The 12,926-nt window shown below is 64.6% G+C and carries 14 protein-coding genes and 2 pseudogenes; 7 read left to right on the forward strand and 9 right to left on the reverse strand.

What is annotated here, in order from left to right; translation table 11 throughout:
- Positions 1-134 precede the first annotated feature (134 nt).
- From P8014_RS04505 to P8014_RS04515, 3 genes are all read left to right on the forward strand, one after another.
- Positions 135-545 (forward strand): hypothetical protein, encoded by a 411-nt coding sequence (locus P8014_RS04505; protein ID WP_337816112.1) that lies wholly within the window; start codon positions 135-137, stop codon positions 543-545.
- 268 nt (positions 546-813) lie between these two features.
- The gene (locus tag P8014_RS04510; protein WP_337816113.1) at positions 814-1,722 is read left to right on the forward strand and encodes a sterol desaturase family protein; all 909 of its coding nucleotides are present in this window, start codon (positions 814-816) and stop codon (positions 1,720-1,722) included.
- Positions 1,719-2,936 carry a cytochrome c peroxidase gene (locus P8014_RS04515; protein WP_337816114.1) on the forward strand — a complete coding sequence of 406 codons (1,218 nt, stop codon included), beginning with the start codon at positions 1,719-1,721 and terminating at the stop codon, positions 2,934-2,936. Before P8014_RS04510 ends, P8014_RS04515 begins: the two co-directional genes overlap by 4 nt.
- A gap of 18 nt (positions 2,937-2,954) precedes the next feature.
- Here P8014_RS04515 and P8014_RS04520 read toward each other — a convergent pair.
- Positions 2,955-3,469 (reverse strand): annotated as a pseudogene (locus P8014_RS04520) (DDE-type integrase/transposase/recombinase); the annotation flags it as partial.
- Between P8014_RS04520 and P8014_RS04525 the strand changes: the two are divergent.
- Positions 3,465-3,590: pseudogene (locus P8014_RS04525) on the forward strand (IS3 family transposase); the annotation flags it as partial. The pseudogenes P8014_RS04520 and P8014_RS04525 overlap by 5 nt on opposite strands.
- Positions 3,591-3,630: 40 nt before the next feature.
- Here P8014_RS04525 and alkB read toward each other — a convergent pair.
- The 8 genes from alkB to P8014_RS04565 all read right to left on the reverse strand — a co-directional run bounded on the left by alkB (position 3,631) and on the right by P8014_RS04565 (position 9,876).
- Positions 3,631-4,290 carry a DNA oxidative demethylase AlkB gene (gene alkB / locus P8014_RS04530; protein WP_337816115.1) on the reverse strand — a complete coding sequence of 220 codons (660 nt, stop codon included), beginning with the start codon at positions 4,288-4,290 and terminating at the stop codon, positions 3,631-3,633.
- Positions 4,291-4,309: 19 nt separating this feature from the next.
- Positions 4,310-5,401: a bifunctional DNA-binding transcriptional regulator/O6-methylguanine-DNA methyltransferase Ada gene (gene ada / locus P8014_RS04535; protein WP_337816116.1), complete on the reverse strand. Its 1,092-nt coding sequence runs from the start codon at positions 5,399-5,401 to the stop codon at positions 4,310-4,312.
- 110 nt (positions 5,402-5,511) lie between these two features.
- Positions 5,512-5,727, reverse strand: coding sequence for a hypothetical protein (locus P8014_RS04540; RefSeq protein WP_337816117.1), 216 nt, complete (start codon positions 5,725-5,727; stop codon positions 5,512-5,514).
- Between the two features lie 106 nt (positions 5,728-5,833).
- Positions 5,834-6,877 (reverse strand): AarF/ABC1/UbiB kinase family protein, encoded by a 1,044-nt coding sequence (locus P8014_RS04545; protein WP_337816118.1) that lies wholly within the window; start codon positions 6,875-6,877, stop codon positions 5,834-5,836.
- Positions 6,783-7,151: a hypothetical protein gene (locus tag P8014_RS04550; protein ID WP_337816119.1), complete on the reverse strand. Its 369-nt coding sequence runs from the start codon at positions 7,149-7,151 to the stop codon at positions 6,783-6,785. Before P8014_RS04550 ends, P8014_RS04545 begins: the two co-directional genes overlap by 95 nt.
- 58 nt (positions 7,152-7,209) lie before the next feature.
- A complete protein-coding gene (locus tag P8014_RS04555) occupies positions 7,210-7,620 on the reverse strand; it encodes a desulfoferrodoxin family protein (RefSeq protein ID WP_337816120.1) in 411 nt (136 codons plus the stop codon).
- Positions 7,621-7,726: 106 nt separating this feature from the next.
- Positions 7,727-8,269, reverse strand: coding sequence for a peroxiredoxin (locus tag P8014_RS04560; RefSeq protein WP_337816121.1), 543 nt, complete (start codon positions 8,267-8,269; stop codon positions 7,727-7,729).
- A gap of 68 nt (positions 8,270-8,337) precedes the next feature.
- Positions 8,338-9,876, reverse strand: a complete 1,539-nt coding sequence (locus P8014_RS04565) for a deoxyribodipyrimidine photo-lyase (protein WP_337816122.1) — start codon at positions 9,874-9,876, stop codon at positions 8,338-8,340.
- 177 nt (positions 9,877-10,053) lie between these two features.
- Between P8014_RS04565 and P8014_RS04570 the strand changes: the two genes are divergently transcribed.
- The 3 genes from P8014_RS04570 (at position 10,054) to P8014_RS04580 (ending at position 12,723) form a co-directional block, all read left to right on the forward strand.
- Entirely contained in the window at positions 10,054-10,641 is a 588-nt protein-coding gene (locus P8014_RS04570) for a GMC family oxidoreductase (RefSeq protein WP_337816123.1), read from the forward strand.
- The gene (locus tag P8014_RS04575) at positions 10,631-11,512 is read left to right on the forward strand and encodes a GMC oxidoreductase (RefSeq protein WP_337816124.1); all 882 of its coding nucleotides are present in this window, start codon (positions 10,631-10,633) and stop codon (positions 11,510-11,512) included. Before P8014_RS04570 ends, P8014_RS04575 begins: the two co-directional genes overlap by 11 nt.
- A 65-nt stretch (positions 11,513-11,577) precedes the next feature.
- Positions 11,578-12,723 (forward strand): MFS transporter, encoded by a 1,146-nt coding sequence (locus P8014_RS04580; protein ID WP_337816125.1) that lies wholly within the window; start codon positions 11,578-11,580, stop codon positions 12,721-12,723.
- Positions 12,724-12,926: the final 203 nt, after the last annotated feature.

A 12,926-nucleotide genomic window follows, 5' to 3' on the forward strand; every position in this document is an offset into this window, starting at 1 on the left:
CGCCAGGAAAAGGTTCTGTTCATGGGGAAAGACGTCAATTTGGTCATTACCCCTCTGGACCCAGGTTCGTATGACTACTTCGACGACTTCGCACCGGGCGTGAACGGGAAGATCGTTGCTAAACCCGGGAAGGAATGAAGTATGGGCCAAGTTATTTTCGTTGTTTGTCGCGAAAGCATCGAAGCGCTGCTGGCTATCTCGGAGATTCTAAAAAGGCGCTGTCCCTGCTGATCAATGCCATGCTCGAGAGCATCTACAAGACACGCGACTGGCGCATCGCTCAGGTCAGCGGTCTGAACAAGCAGACTCTGGGGCAATACCTGCCGCAGAACCAGCAGTACCCCTACAGCAAGGCGTCGTGGGCGGCCATCGGCGCAACCATCGATACCTACGCACAGCTGATCGGCGCAGACCGGCAACCCAATATAGCGACTATCGCGCACGCGAAAAATGCCGATAGCGGTCTGCTCGCGGTCCAGAAAGCGCTGGCGATGACGCAGCAAGCTTATCGCGATACGCCGCCTGGACGGGCGTTCCAGCTTTGAGGAAATGATTCCGCTGTTCCAGGGCCTGCAGGACATGCAGAAGGCGTTCTATCGGCATCTGGTCGGCAGTGTCGGCGTTACCGCCAACATCCTCGACGCCGACGCCGACTAGGGAATCTCTGATCGAAACATGAACGACGATCTGCCAGCCCGCTCTCCGAGATTCGAGCAGAGGCTCCCTAGCGTGCATGCGGTTTGGCGCAGAGAGCGTCGGCGTTCGGTGTCCATGCACGGCCGAACGGTTTCGGACGCAAGCGGATAAGTGCCGATGCACTCGCCATTGCACGCATTGTTGGACGGAGGAGAGCGGCTTTTCTGGGGGTACCTCCTGGCCAGTGCCGCCATCGCTCTGCTGCTGTCGCTGCACAGGGGACAGAGGCTTACGTTAGCACGGGCAAAGGCCTATTTCTGGAGCGCCGATGCGCAGCTCGATTACCGCTATTTTCTGTTCAACTGGCTGATCAAGGCGCTGCTGATCGCTCTGTTCGTCGTTTCCGCGCAGAGCATCGCCCTGTGGACGCTGGATGTCCTGAATGCGTACGCCGAACCTCCGTTCCTGCCATGGCGTTATCGCCATATTGTGTTGGCCTACACGCTGACTTTGTTCGTCGCGGGAGATCTCAGCCGTTACTGGCTGCACCGCCTGATGCATGCCAATCGCTGGCTGTGGCAGTTTCACAAGGTTCACCACAGCGCGGAAAGCCTCAACCCGTTTACCTACTATCGCCTGCATCCGGTGGAGAATATGCTGTTCGCGTTGCGTCATGCCATGGTCGTCGGCGCGGTGACGGGCGGCTTTGTCTTCTGTTTCGGAGCATGCCTGGATCTCTATCCCATCCTGGGCAGCAATCTGTTCATCGTCGCCCTGTTCGCATTCACCAGTAATCTTCGGCACAGCCATATTCGCCTCGGTTACGGCCGGTGGCTCGAGTATCTGCTCGTTTCGCCTGCGCAGCATCAGGCCCATCACGACCTGCGGCACATGCGGCGCAGCTTCGGCAGTGCGCTGGCGCTGTGGGACTGGCTGTTCGGTACGTTGACGCTCTCGCGCAACGTCGAGCGTACGCATCGATTCGGGCTCGGCCGCAATCAGCGGGAGCGCTACGACAGCGTGACGAAGCTCATCGTCAGGCCCTTTCAGGACATTCGGACACGTATGCGGCGGACGGTCTCATGAGGAAGTATCTGTTTTTGTTGTTGCTGGCGCAGTTCGGTGCGCAGGCCATGGCTGGGGAAGCTGCCTCCGAGGCCGAGTTGGGCAAGATGCTGTTCTTCGATCCTTCGTTTTCCGTCAATCGCACGATGTCCTGCGCGACCTGCCACGATCCCGGCAAGGGCTTGGCGGATCACCGCAGCAATTTCGGAGAAGGGATGGTATCTCTAGGAGATGACGGGCATTCGCTCGGCAATCGCAATGCCCCGACCGCAAGCTATGCCAATACGATTCCAAGGTTCCACTACGACGCCAAGCAGAAGGAATACGTCGGCGGGCAGTTCCTCGACGGCCGGGCGGCAACGCTGGCGGAGCAGGCGATGCAGCCGCCCCTCAATCCGCTCGAAATGGCCATGGCGAGTCCGGCGGAAGTGGTCAAACGTCTGCGGGAAAACCCCATCTACAGAAAACTGTTCGTCCGGCTCTACGGAGAGCACGTTTTCGACAGGCCGACGAACCCGAGTGCCGTGCTTCCCGCTTATGCGGCTTTCGGCAAGGCCATACAGGCGTTCGAGAGAACCGATGCCTTTTCGAGTTACGACAGCAAATACGATCGCTATCTGAAAGGCGAATACCAATTGACGGTGCTGGAGGATTTGGGACGGACCTTGTTCTTCTCCAACAACAACGTCAATTGCGCCTCTTGCCACAGGCTAAGGCGCGAGGACGGTACGCATGAGCCGTTCAGCAACTTTCGCTATCGGAACATCGGCGTTCCGTCGAATCCGAAGCTGCTGGCGCTGGGGAATCTGAAAAAAGGCTATATCGACCACGGACTGCTGGAGAATCCCGCGGTCGCCGATCCGAAGTACGACGGCAAGTTCAGGGTGCCGACGCTGCGCAACGTTGCGGTCACCGGCCCCTACATGCACAACGGCGTGTTCACGGATCTGCGCACAGTGCTATTGTTCTACGATCACTACAACAACCCTAAGCGCAGAATCAACCCGGAAACCGGCAAACCCTGGCGTGCACCCGAAGTGCCGCGTACCGTCGACAGGGAAGAACTCATGGCGCATGCGCTTTCCGACCGCAAGATCGAAGCGCTGGCGGCATTCCTGAAACTGCTGACCGACAAACGCTACGAGCCATTGCTCAAGCAACGGACGCACGAATGCACGGGCGGAGTGAAATGTCAGAGGCACGACACGGCGCGCGCGGGTGGGGCGTCGAGGTAGGGCTGCAACTCGGGGCGGTGCCTCGCCCAAGCGCTCGGTGTAGCGGAGGCTCACATATTGCGAGCCTCTGTCGGAGTGATCAATGATGGGGTGGGAGTCGTGAGGCCGACGCGCATAGAGCGCCTGTTCCAGTGCATCGAGCACGAAGTCGGTGGTCATGGCGGTGCTCACGCGCCAGCCCACGATGCGCCGCGCAAAAACGTCGATGACGAAGGCGACATACACCCGCCCCGCCAGGTCGAGACATAGATGAAATCCGAGACTTAGAGCTGATTGGGCCGCTATGCCGTGAACCGGCGCATCAGGCGTTCTACCGTGCAGCGGACGACGGCAACACCCTCACGGCGCAACGGCTTCCAGACCTTGTCGGCGCCATACACGCACAGGTTGGCCTGCCAGAGACGTTCGATCTGCGGCATCAGCAATTTATCGCGCTGAGCGCGAGCGCTGCGTCGATCAGGGTTGCGCTGCCTCGCGGCATGACGCCGATAGGCCGACGGGGCGATCTGCAACACGCGGTAGATCGGCTCGACGGTGATTTTGCATTCAGATCGAGGCTGTCAGTTCACCAATGGCGACTATCAGCGTTTTCTGCGCCAGAACGCGCGGATCAGCAGCATGAGTGCTGTAGGTCATTGCGGGGACTCGTCCTCTGCCTTTGTCGTTTTCTTCATCGTTGGATGAAGATCGGGATTCAGCGCGCCCGGCGCAGGGTCAGGTTGATCCTGCAGGTGCCGGTCAGCGGGTGCTCGCCCTCGGGCAGCGGTGCGATGCCGTGGAAGTTCAGGCGGGCGGACCCGCCCCAGACGATGACGTCGCCGCTTTGCACCACGATGCGGCGGGGGCGTTCGTTACGTTTCGATCCGCCGAACAGGAAAGTGGCGGATAGTCCCAGCGAGACGGACACGATCGGCGCCGAGAAGTCCTGCTCGTCCCTGTCCTGATGCAGTGACATTTTGGCGCCGGGCGCATAGCGGTTGATCAGGCAGGCGTCCGGTTCGAAGTCGGCATGGCCGGCCGCTGCCGCGGCGCGGCGGGCGAGCGTTGCGATGACGCCGGGTATGGGCGGCCATGGACGGCCGGTGTCGGGGTCGGTGGTCTCGTAGCGGTAGCCACGGTGATCGGTAACCCAGCCGTAGCGGCCGCAGTTGCTCATGGCCGCCGACATGCGGTGCCCTCCGGGGGTGATCATGTGGCGCGGCGGCGCTTGTGCGTATACGCCGGTAATCGCCTCCATCAACTGCGTGGCTTCCGCAGCGGCGAATCCGTGCAGCAACACGGCGCCTTCGCAGATGGTCGTTGAACCCGTATCCGCGAACAGATCGCCTGTTGCTGCATCGGGAATTCTGCTCACGTCCGTTGCTCTGCGCCCATTATTCGGAGGCTTCGCGTTCGAGCAGCGCCTGCTTGCGTTCCACACCCCAGCGATAGCCGGACAGCGAGCCGTCCGTGCGTATGACGCGGTGGCAGGGGATGGCGACGGCGAGCGGGTTGGCTGCACAGGCGCGGGCAACGGCGCGGGTGGCGGCCGGTTGGCCGATGCGTCTGGCGATGTCGGCGTAGTTCGCGGTCGAGCCGGATGGAATCTCGCGCAGGGCCTGCCACACGCGTTGCTGGAAGGCGGTGCCGCGGATGTCGAGAGGCAGCTCGAGGCCGCGCTCGGGAGCCTGCAGGAAGCCGATGACCTCGGCGATCGAGCGCTCGAAGTCCGCATCCCCGCCGATCAGTTGAGCCTTGGGAAAACGCTGCTGCAGCTCGCGCAGCAACACATCGGGCTCGTCGCCCAGGGAAATCGCGCAGACGCCCTTGTCCGTGGCCGCGACCAGCACCGTGCCTAGCCAGCATTCGCCGAGCGCGAAACGGATGCCGAGGCCGGTGCCGCCGTCGCGGTACGCAGTAGGTGTCATGCCGAGCAGTGCGGGGGCGGCTTCGTAGAAGCGGCCGCTGGAGTTGAAGCCGGCGTCGTACAGCGCTTCGGTGACGCTGGAACCTTGCGCCAGCGCCCTGCGGGCACGACCGCCGCGATGGGCCGCCGCGTAGGCGCGCGGCGTGATGCCGGTCAGTTCCTTGAAAACGCGTTGGAAATGGAAGCGGCTCATGCCGACTGCGCCGGCCAGCGCATCGACGCCGGGCGGGGTGTCGGCCGTTTCGATCATGCGGCAGGCGGCGGTGATCGCTGCGGCATGCCGTTCGGTCAGCGTGGCCTGGTCGGGACGGCAGCGCTTGCAGGCGCGAAAGCCGGCCTGCTCGGCCTCGCCGCAGGTGTCGTAGAAACGGACGTTCTCGCGGCGCGGTCGGCGCGAGGCGCAGGACGGACGGCAGTATACGCCGGTGCTGACGACGGCGTAGTAGAAGCTGCCGTCGGCGCTGCGGTCGCGGGTCAGGACGGCCTGCCAGCGCTGCTCTTCGTCCGGCTGGACGGCGCTTTGTCGTTCGTCGCCGGCTGTTGCCCGATTCGTGTCCATGCGTGCCTCCCGGCTCTATTCCATCACCGAAACGATATGGGAGGCAAAATAGATCGTTCGCCGAAGTTTGGCGCTCCGCATTGTGCTTTCGAATCCCGTTGCGGCGCGGATCAGCTTTCCGCCTGCGTATCGTCGCTGCCGCAGCAGCTTGCGGCCGTGTGCCGCAGAGCGTCGGCAGCGCGCTGCATGAGCGCAGCCCAATCCGTGTGGCCGGCCTGGACGCAGGCTTCGGCTTCAGTGGCGAGCGCCTCGACGAGCTTGACCTGCTCCCGGCCTTGCCGGCACAGCCGCGACAGGCGCCGGCAACTGCCGTCACACGCGCGCATGGCGGTGGCCTCCGGTTGCGAGTTGGGTTGAAAAGCGAGGCTTCATGAATCCGAGCGTAGCATGCCGAGGTTGGGTTTGATGCCCAATAGGAACATCCTGATTTGATCAGCGTGCCTCCAGCACTTCTCTCACGATCGTCCTCATTGGCAGCGTCGCGTTCAGGCGCGCCATCAGCAGGTACTGCCCGCTGATCTTGCGGTGCAGGTAGAGCACGTCCATCGGCGGAAGGCGGGTGAAATTGTCGCGCAGGCGCAGTTGCACCAGCGCGTCGCGCATGCGCTGGGGCAGATCGGAACCGGCGAAGGTGAAGGACGCGTCCCGGCGCGCGGGTTCGGCGGCTATGCGCAGGAGTTCTACAAAGGCCTGGCGATAGCGCTGCGGGTCGTCTTCGGCAAGGTAGCCGACCTGGATGGCGGCGCGGGCGACGTCGTCGTCACCGCCTTCCACGGTGGCCAGCAGCAGGTTGCGCATGGCGTCGCGGCGCGCCGGTGGGTAGATCCGGGTGGCGCCGAAGTCGAGCAGCTGCAGTTGGCCGGTAGCGGGGTTGTAGCGATAGTTGGCGAAGTTGGGATCGGACTGCACCAGGCCCCAGCGGAAGACTTCGCGCAGGGCGAGTTCGAGAAGGGTGGCGGCGAGGCGGGTGCGCTCCGGCGTCGGTAGTTGCTCGACGGCTTCGATCGGCTGTCCGTCGAGAAACTGCATGCACAGCACTTCGGCGGTGCTGCGTTCGTTGAGCGGCAGGGGGAGTTCGAAGCGCGGGTCGTCGCCAAGGCGCTCGGCGTAGCGGAAGATGTGCGCCGCCTCGAGCAGGTAGTCGGCTTCCTCGTGCAGTTGGCGCTTGGCTTCGGTGAGCAGGGGCATGAGATCGAGTTCTTCGGGTAGCGCCCGGGTCAGGCGCAGCAGGGTGGCCATGTTGTCGACGTCGCTGTCGATGCTGCGGCGTACGCCGGGATACTGCACCTTGACCGCCACGCGCGGGCCGTCGCGCAGCTGCGCATCGTGGACCTGGCCGATCGAGGCGGCGGCGAGCGGAGTGAAGACGAAGCGTTCGAAGTCACGGTCCCACCCAGTGCTTGCCCCAGGCGCTTTCGAGCACCTGGGCGACCTGGCCCAGCGGCATGTAGTGGGCCTTGTCGCGCAGATGGGCAAGCGCGTCGCTCAGTTCGGGCGGCAGCACGGTGCCGCCGTCCATGGAAATGAGCTGACCGAGCTTCATGGCTGCGCCGCGCATCTCGGACAGGCGGTCGCCCAGACGGCGGGCGTTGTCGGGGGTGAGCAGCAGCCGGTCGAGTCGTGGGCGCTTGCCGCTGGCGAGCTGGCGCGCGCCTTCGCTCACCATGCCGGTGGCGAGGCCGCCGGCAAGCCGGCCCATCTTGGCGAGCCGTGCGAGGCGCGAGCTGGGCATGCGGTGTTCGTTGGACATGGCTCTGCCTGTTGAAGAGAGGGCGCCAGCCGGAGGTTTCCGGTCGGCACAGTATGGATCAGACGCCGATTTCCTTGACCCAGAAGTCGTGCAGGTTGCAGGTGCTGGTGACGTAGACCTTGCCTTTGTAGCCCGTCGGCAGCTTGTGCTCGGACACGGGCTTGTCCCTCCAGTTGAAGGTTTTGCGGCCGAGGAATTTACCGCCTTCGAGTACGACGGTGTGGCTGACGATGTAGTGAGGTTCGCTCATCGGGTGCGGGGTGGTGACCTTGAGCATGCCGCCCATGCTCTCGACTTCCGGGACGTGCAGTTTCTCCAGCGCGGCCCAGTGGCCGGGATCTTCGGCGGTGAAGACGAGGTTGGGCAACTGGGTGTACGGACCGCCCATCGAGGCGGCGTGGCCGACGGCGGGCAGAGCGGCGGCGGCGCCGGCGATGCCCCCGAGGGCGATGAAATGGCGACGGTTCATGGCGATTCTCCGAATGCGGAACGGTCGTTTGGCCTTTCCCGGGGCAACGACCGCCCATGCGACGCCGAGGTGGCGCCTGGCGGCCACACGTCCGTGTGCGGTGTCTTTAGCTTGAGACCTTCATCAGGCTCTGAAGTTTGATGACGATCTGTTGAGGATTCTGCGCCGGGTCGACATTCAGGTATATGGCGGCGATGTGGCCCCGAGGGTCGATGATGAAGGTATGGCGCTTGGCGAACTTCAGGATGCCGAAGATGTTGTAGAGCGATTCGTAGGCAGCGGCGACCTTGCCCTTGTCGTCGGCGAGCAGGGTGTAGTCGAGGTGGTAGGTCTCGGCGAATTTGGCGTGGTTCTTCACGCTGTCCTCGCTGACGCCGATCACGGCGGCGCCGAGTTTTTCGATGTCGGGCACGGCGTCGCGGAAATGCTGCGCTTCGGTGGTGCAGCCGGGCGTGAAGTCCTTGGGATAGAAATACAGCACCAGCCACTTCCCTCGGTAGTCGGCGAGGCTGACGGTTCTGCCGGTCTGATCGGGCAGGCTGAAGTCCGGCGCGGGTTGGCCGACTTCGAGGGCGGACTTGGCTGCGGCGCTGCCGGGTAGCACCAGCAGGTTGCACGATGCGAGCAACAGGCGGATGGTCTTCTGCACGAGTGATTCCTCGGGATATGCGGCAGACGTAGTGAGCGGCGGCCGCGGTGTTATTGGTGAAGTATGGATCACTCAGCCTGTTTGATGGTTGCGTACGCGCTCAAGGCGCGGCTCCTGCTGGCGGCGAGATCGACGATGGGCTGCGGATAGTCCTGCCCCAGCCGCAGGCCGGCGCGTTGCAGGGTATGCGGTGGAGCCTCCCAGGGCGCGTGCAGGTCGCGATCCGGCAGGGCCCCGAGTTCGGGCAGCCAGCGGCGCAGATATCGGCCCTCGGGGTCGAACTTGCGGCTTTGCAGCACGGGATTGAAGACGCGGAAGTAGGGCGCGGCATCCGCACCGCAGCCGGCCGTCCACTGCCAGCCCTGGGTGTTGTTGGCCAGGTCGGCGTCGAGCAGCGTGTCCCAGAACCACTGCGCTCCCTCCTGCCAGGGGATCAGCAGGTTCTTGGTGAGGAAGGACGCCGTGACCATGCGCACGCGGTTGTGCATCCAGCCCGTGTGCCAGAGTTCGCGCATGCCCGCGTCGACCAGCGGGATGCCGGTGCGGCCGCGGCGCCAGGCGTCGACGGCCTCGCGGGCCCCGCTGTCCCAGGGGAAGTGCGCGAAGCGTTCGTCCAGACTGTGTTGCGGGGTATGCGGGAAGTGGTACAGCAGATGGTGGGAGAACTCGCGCCAGCCGAGTTCGCGCATAAATCCTTCCAGGCCGGAGACGAGTCCTTCGCGCCCGGCAATGGCTAGGCACTCCTGCACCATGGAAACGATCCGGCGCGGACTCAGTTCACCGAAGTGCAGATGCGGCGATACCCGCGAGGTGGAGCGTGTGCCCGGATGATCGCGTCCGTCGGCGTAACTCGCGGCGGCGGTGTCCAGAAAGGTGTCCAGCATGTTCCGTGCGCCGGCTTCGCCGGGCTGCCAGTGTTCGCGGAAGCCCTTGTCCCAGGGAATGCGTGGCAGCAGTTCCAGGGATTCGAGCGCTGCGGATTCGGCACTGGCCAGCGTGAGCGAAGCCGGTGGCGGGCCCGCATCCTGCGGCAGCCCGAGCTGTAGGCAACTCTTCCAGAACGGCGTGAAAACCCTGTAGGGGCGCCCGTCCCGGGTGCTGACGCTCCAGGGTTCGAACAGCAGCGCGGCGTTGTGGCTGTGCGCGGCGATTCCCCTGTCGCGCAGCGTTCGCTTGACGAGGCTGTCGCGTTCGATGGCAGCCGGCTCGTAGAGGCGGTTCCAGTGTATTTCTCTGGCGCCGGTCTGCTCGGTAAGCCCGAGCAGCGTGGTGAGGCTGTCACCGGTGCTGACGATAAGACGCCCGCCGTAGCGTTGCAGGCTGTCGTCGAGCGCGGTCAGGCTGTGATGCAGCCACCAGCGCGAAGCGCCGCCGGGAGCCCACGGCCGCTCTTCGTCGGGGGCATGGATATAGACCGGCAGGATGCGCGCGCCGCTCCGGGCAGCGGCCTGCAGGGCGGGATTGTCGTCCAGACGCAGATCGCGCCTGAACCAGACGATGACGACAGGTGTCGATCCGCTGCGAATGGGGGCGGTTACGTTGGGCGGTCCGTTTCGTGTACTTGCCATGCGTGCAGGATAGCGGTTTGCAGCACTTTGTACGTTCATGGCCCGTGATGGATGGGAATTCCAGCCGGGCCGGGCCGTGGCTGCGGCACCGTCTTTACCGCATTCCGGCAGAAATCATCCACTGCCGGTGACAAACGCTAAACTCCTGAGGTCGCGCCGGCGAGGCGCTTTGCGGGTTTGATTCACGGCCGGGTGTCGCGGACAAAGAGGGGGTATATGACCGATTCGGATTCCAGGCCATACGATTACGTCATCGTCGGCGCCGGTACTGCCGGCTGTCTGCTTGCCAACCGGCTCAGCGCCGAGCCGTCGTTGCGGGTTCTGCTGTTGGAAGCCGGCGGACGCGACAATTATCTGTGGATTCACATCCCGGTCGGTTATCTCTTCACCATGAACAACCCGCGCACGGACTGGTGTTTCCGTACCGAGCCGGAAAAGGGACTGAATGGCCGTTGGCTGAACTATCCGCGCGGGCGGGTACTCGGCGGCAGCAGCTCGATCAACGGCATGATCTACATGCGCGGCCAGGCGGCGGATTACGATCACTGGCGCGACCTGGGCAATCCGGGCTGGGGCTGGGACGACGTGCTGCCGGAGTTCCTGAAGCACGAGGATCATGGCGTGCTGCGCGACGAATGGCACCGCCAGGGCGGTGAGTGGCGCGTGGAGCACCAGCGTCTGCGCTGGGATGTATTGGACGTGTTTCGTGCCGCGGCGGCGGAGGCCGGCATTCCCCCGGTCGAGGATTTCAATCGGGGAGACAACGAGGGACGGGGAACAGCGGCAGGCGAGGGTGGCCGGTGAGCTGTTGCTGGCTGCCGGTGCCGTCGGTTCGCCGCATCTGCTGCAGGTTTCCGGCGTCGGGCCGGCCGCGCTGCTGCGCGAGAACGGTGTGGCGGTGGAGCGGGATCTGCCGGGCGTGGGTGAGAACCTGCAGGATCATCTGCAGATCCGCACGGTGTACCGCGTGGAGGGAGCGGTCACGCTCAATCAACGCGCCAACAGCCTGTGGGGCAAGGCGGCGATGGGGCTGGAATATGCGCTGCGGCGGTCGGGACCGCTGTCGATGGCGCCCAGCCAGCTCGGCTGCTTCGCGCGCAGCGATGCCGGGCAGGCGAGGGCGAACCTCGAGTACCATGTGCAGCCGCTCAGTACCGACAAGCTCGGCGAGCCGCTGCATCCCTATCCGGCGATTACCGCCTCGGTCTGCAATCTGCGCCCCGAGAGCCGCGGGAGGGTCGTCATGCGCGGTCCGGATGCACGCGAGGCGCCGGCGATCGCGCCGAACTATCTGTCCACCGAGGGCGACCGCCGCGTGGCCGCGGACGCCATCCGGCTGACGCGGCGGATCTTTGCGACGCAGGCCATGGCCCGGTTCAACCCGGTGGAACTGCTGCCCGGGCCGGATTGCACGGATGAAGTGTCGTTGGCCCGTGCCGCCGGCGATATCGCCACGACCATCTTCCACCCGGTCGGAACCTGCGCGATGGGGCCGGATCCGGCCGCTGGGGCCGTGGTGGACGCCCGCCTGCGCGTGCACGGCGTAGCGGGACTGCGCGTGATCGATGCCTCGATCATGCCGACGATCACCTCCGGCAATACGAACTCCCCTACGCTCATGATCGCGGAGAAGGCGGCGGGTATGATCCTGCAGGACAGGCGCGCTGCCGGCTGAGTCTCGGAGGCGCTGACAAGGGCACCGGCGTGCTTTCGTAGCGCGGCGCACCGTACGACGGCAATATGAATTCTCTGGACAAGCCGGCCATGTGGCGGCTCGCGGCGGCGATCACGATCTCCGCCACCGTGTTTACCGCGATGCAGGGGCTGACGTACCCGCTGTTGGCACTGATCCTGGAGCGCCAGGGCGTGTCAGCCTGGCTGATCGGGGTCAATGCGGCGATGATGCCGCTCGGCGTGATCGTCGCCGCGCCGCTCACGCCCTATCTGATGCAGCGTCTGGGCGCTCTGCGTTTTGTGGTGTCCAGTCAGCTCGGTACGTTGCTCTGCCTGTTGCTCATCGGTGCTCAGCACGACGCTTGGCTGTGGCTGCCTCTGCGTTTCATGATGGGGCTGTTTCTGGCGTCGCAGTTCGTGGTCACCGAGACCTGGATCAACCAGATCGCCAGCGATGCCTATCGCGGCCGCATCCTGGGTTTCTATGCCACCGTGCTGTCGGCCGGCTTCGCTGCGGGACCGGCCATTCTGCTTGGCGTCGGCACGCAGGGTTGGGCGCCGTTCACCGCCGGAGCGGCGCTATTGCTGGGCGCGTTTCTGGTGTTGTGGTCGGTGCGCAGGGCCCTGCCGGCGGCGCGCAGCGAGCGGCCGATGTCGGTGTTCGCTTTCCTGCCCCTGGCGCCGTTGCTGTTGCTGGCGGTGGCTGCGGTGGCGTTCGCCGACGAAGGATCGATGTCGCTGCTGCCGATCTACGTCATCCAGCACGGCTATGGCGAACAAGTCGGTACTGCTGCGCTGATCGCGATGATTGCGGGCAGCGTGAGCATGCAGTACCCGATCGGTTGGCTGGCGGACCGTTTTTCGCGCCGACGTGTGATGCTCGGCTGCGCCCTGGTGGCGGCGGTCAGCGCCATGGTGCAGGGCATCGCCGTGGGCGTGCCCTGGTTGTTCTGGAGCGTGGTGTTCGTCTGGGGCGGGTCGTATTACGCCCTGCACGTGCTCAGCCTGATCCGACTCGGGGAGCGCTTCAGCGGCGCGGCCCTGATCGCCGGCAACAGCGCGATGGGAGCGATGTGGGGCGTCGGTGGCATCGTCGGTCCACCGTTGCTGGGCGGTGCCATGTCCTCGTTCGGCCCGAACGGCTTGCCGGTCGTACTGGCGTTGTTGTTCGTCGCGATCGCGCTGGTAATCGCCAGAAGCGGTTCCGAATAAGCGCTATCCGGCGCTGTCCTTGCTGTGCGGTAAGCAATCCGTTCGATCGTTCGGAACGCGGCAGCAAGCTGTTCCCCCGCGGGCAGAATCGATCGATCGCCTGACAGGGCGGGGCGCCATATCGCCGTGTCGACAAGACGCATGCGGTCGCATTGCCGCCAAAATCGAATACGCCCTCCGTACCCTCGATTGAGTAGGGTGCC

This window comes from Acidihalobacter sp. (assembly GCF_037381185.1).
GTDB lineage: Bacteria > Pseudomonadota > Gammaproteobacteria > DSM-5130 > Acidihalobacteraceae > Acidihalobacter_A.

What these genes read in the sequence shown, in the direction of transcription:
- P8014_RS04505 (WP_337816112.1), top strand. Translation starts at nt 135, where the DNA reads ATGAAGTATGGGCCAAGTTATTTTCGTTGTTTGTCGCGAAAGCATCGA.
- P8014_RS04510 (WP_337816113.1), top strand. Translation starts at nt 814, where the DNA reads ATGCACTCGCCATTGCACGCATTGTTGGACGGAGGAGAGCGGCTTTTC.
- P8014_RS04515 (WP_337816114.1), top strand. Translation starts at nt 1,719, where the DNA reads ATGAGGAAGTATCTGTTTTTGTTGTTGCTGGCGCAGTTCGGTGCGCAG.
- ada (WP_337816116.1), bottom strand. Translation starts at nt 5,401, where the DNA reads ATGGACACGAATCGGGCAACAGCCGGCGACGAACGACAAAGCGCCGTC.
- P8014_RS04540 (WP_337816117.1), bottom strand. Translation starts at nt 5,727, where the DNA reads ATGCGCGCGTGTGACGGCAGTTGCCGGCGCCTGTCGCGGCTGTGCCGG.
- P8014_RS04550 (WP_337816119.1), bottom strand. Translation starts at nt 7,151, where the DNA reads ATGTCCAACGAACACCGCATGCCCAGCTCGCGCCTCGCACGGCTCGCC.
- P8014_RS04555 (WP_337816120.1), bottom strand. Translation starts at nt 7,620, where the DNA reads ATGAACCGTCGCCATTTCATCGCCCTCGGGGGCATCGCCGGCGCCGCC.
- P8014_RS04565 (WP_337816122.1), bottom strand. Translation starts at nt 9,876, where the DNA reads ATGAACGTACAAAGTGCTGCAAACCGCTATCCTGCACGCATGGCAAGT.
- P8014_RS04570 (WP_337816123.1), top strand. Translation starts at nt 10,054, where the DNA reads ATGACCGATTCGGATTCCAGGCCATACGATTACGTCATCGTCGGCGCC.
- P8014_RS04580 (WP_337816125.1), top strand. Translation starts at nt 11,578, where the DNA reads ATGAATTCTCTGGACAAGCCGGCCATGTGGCGGCTCGCGGCGGCGATC.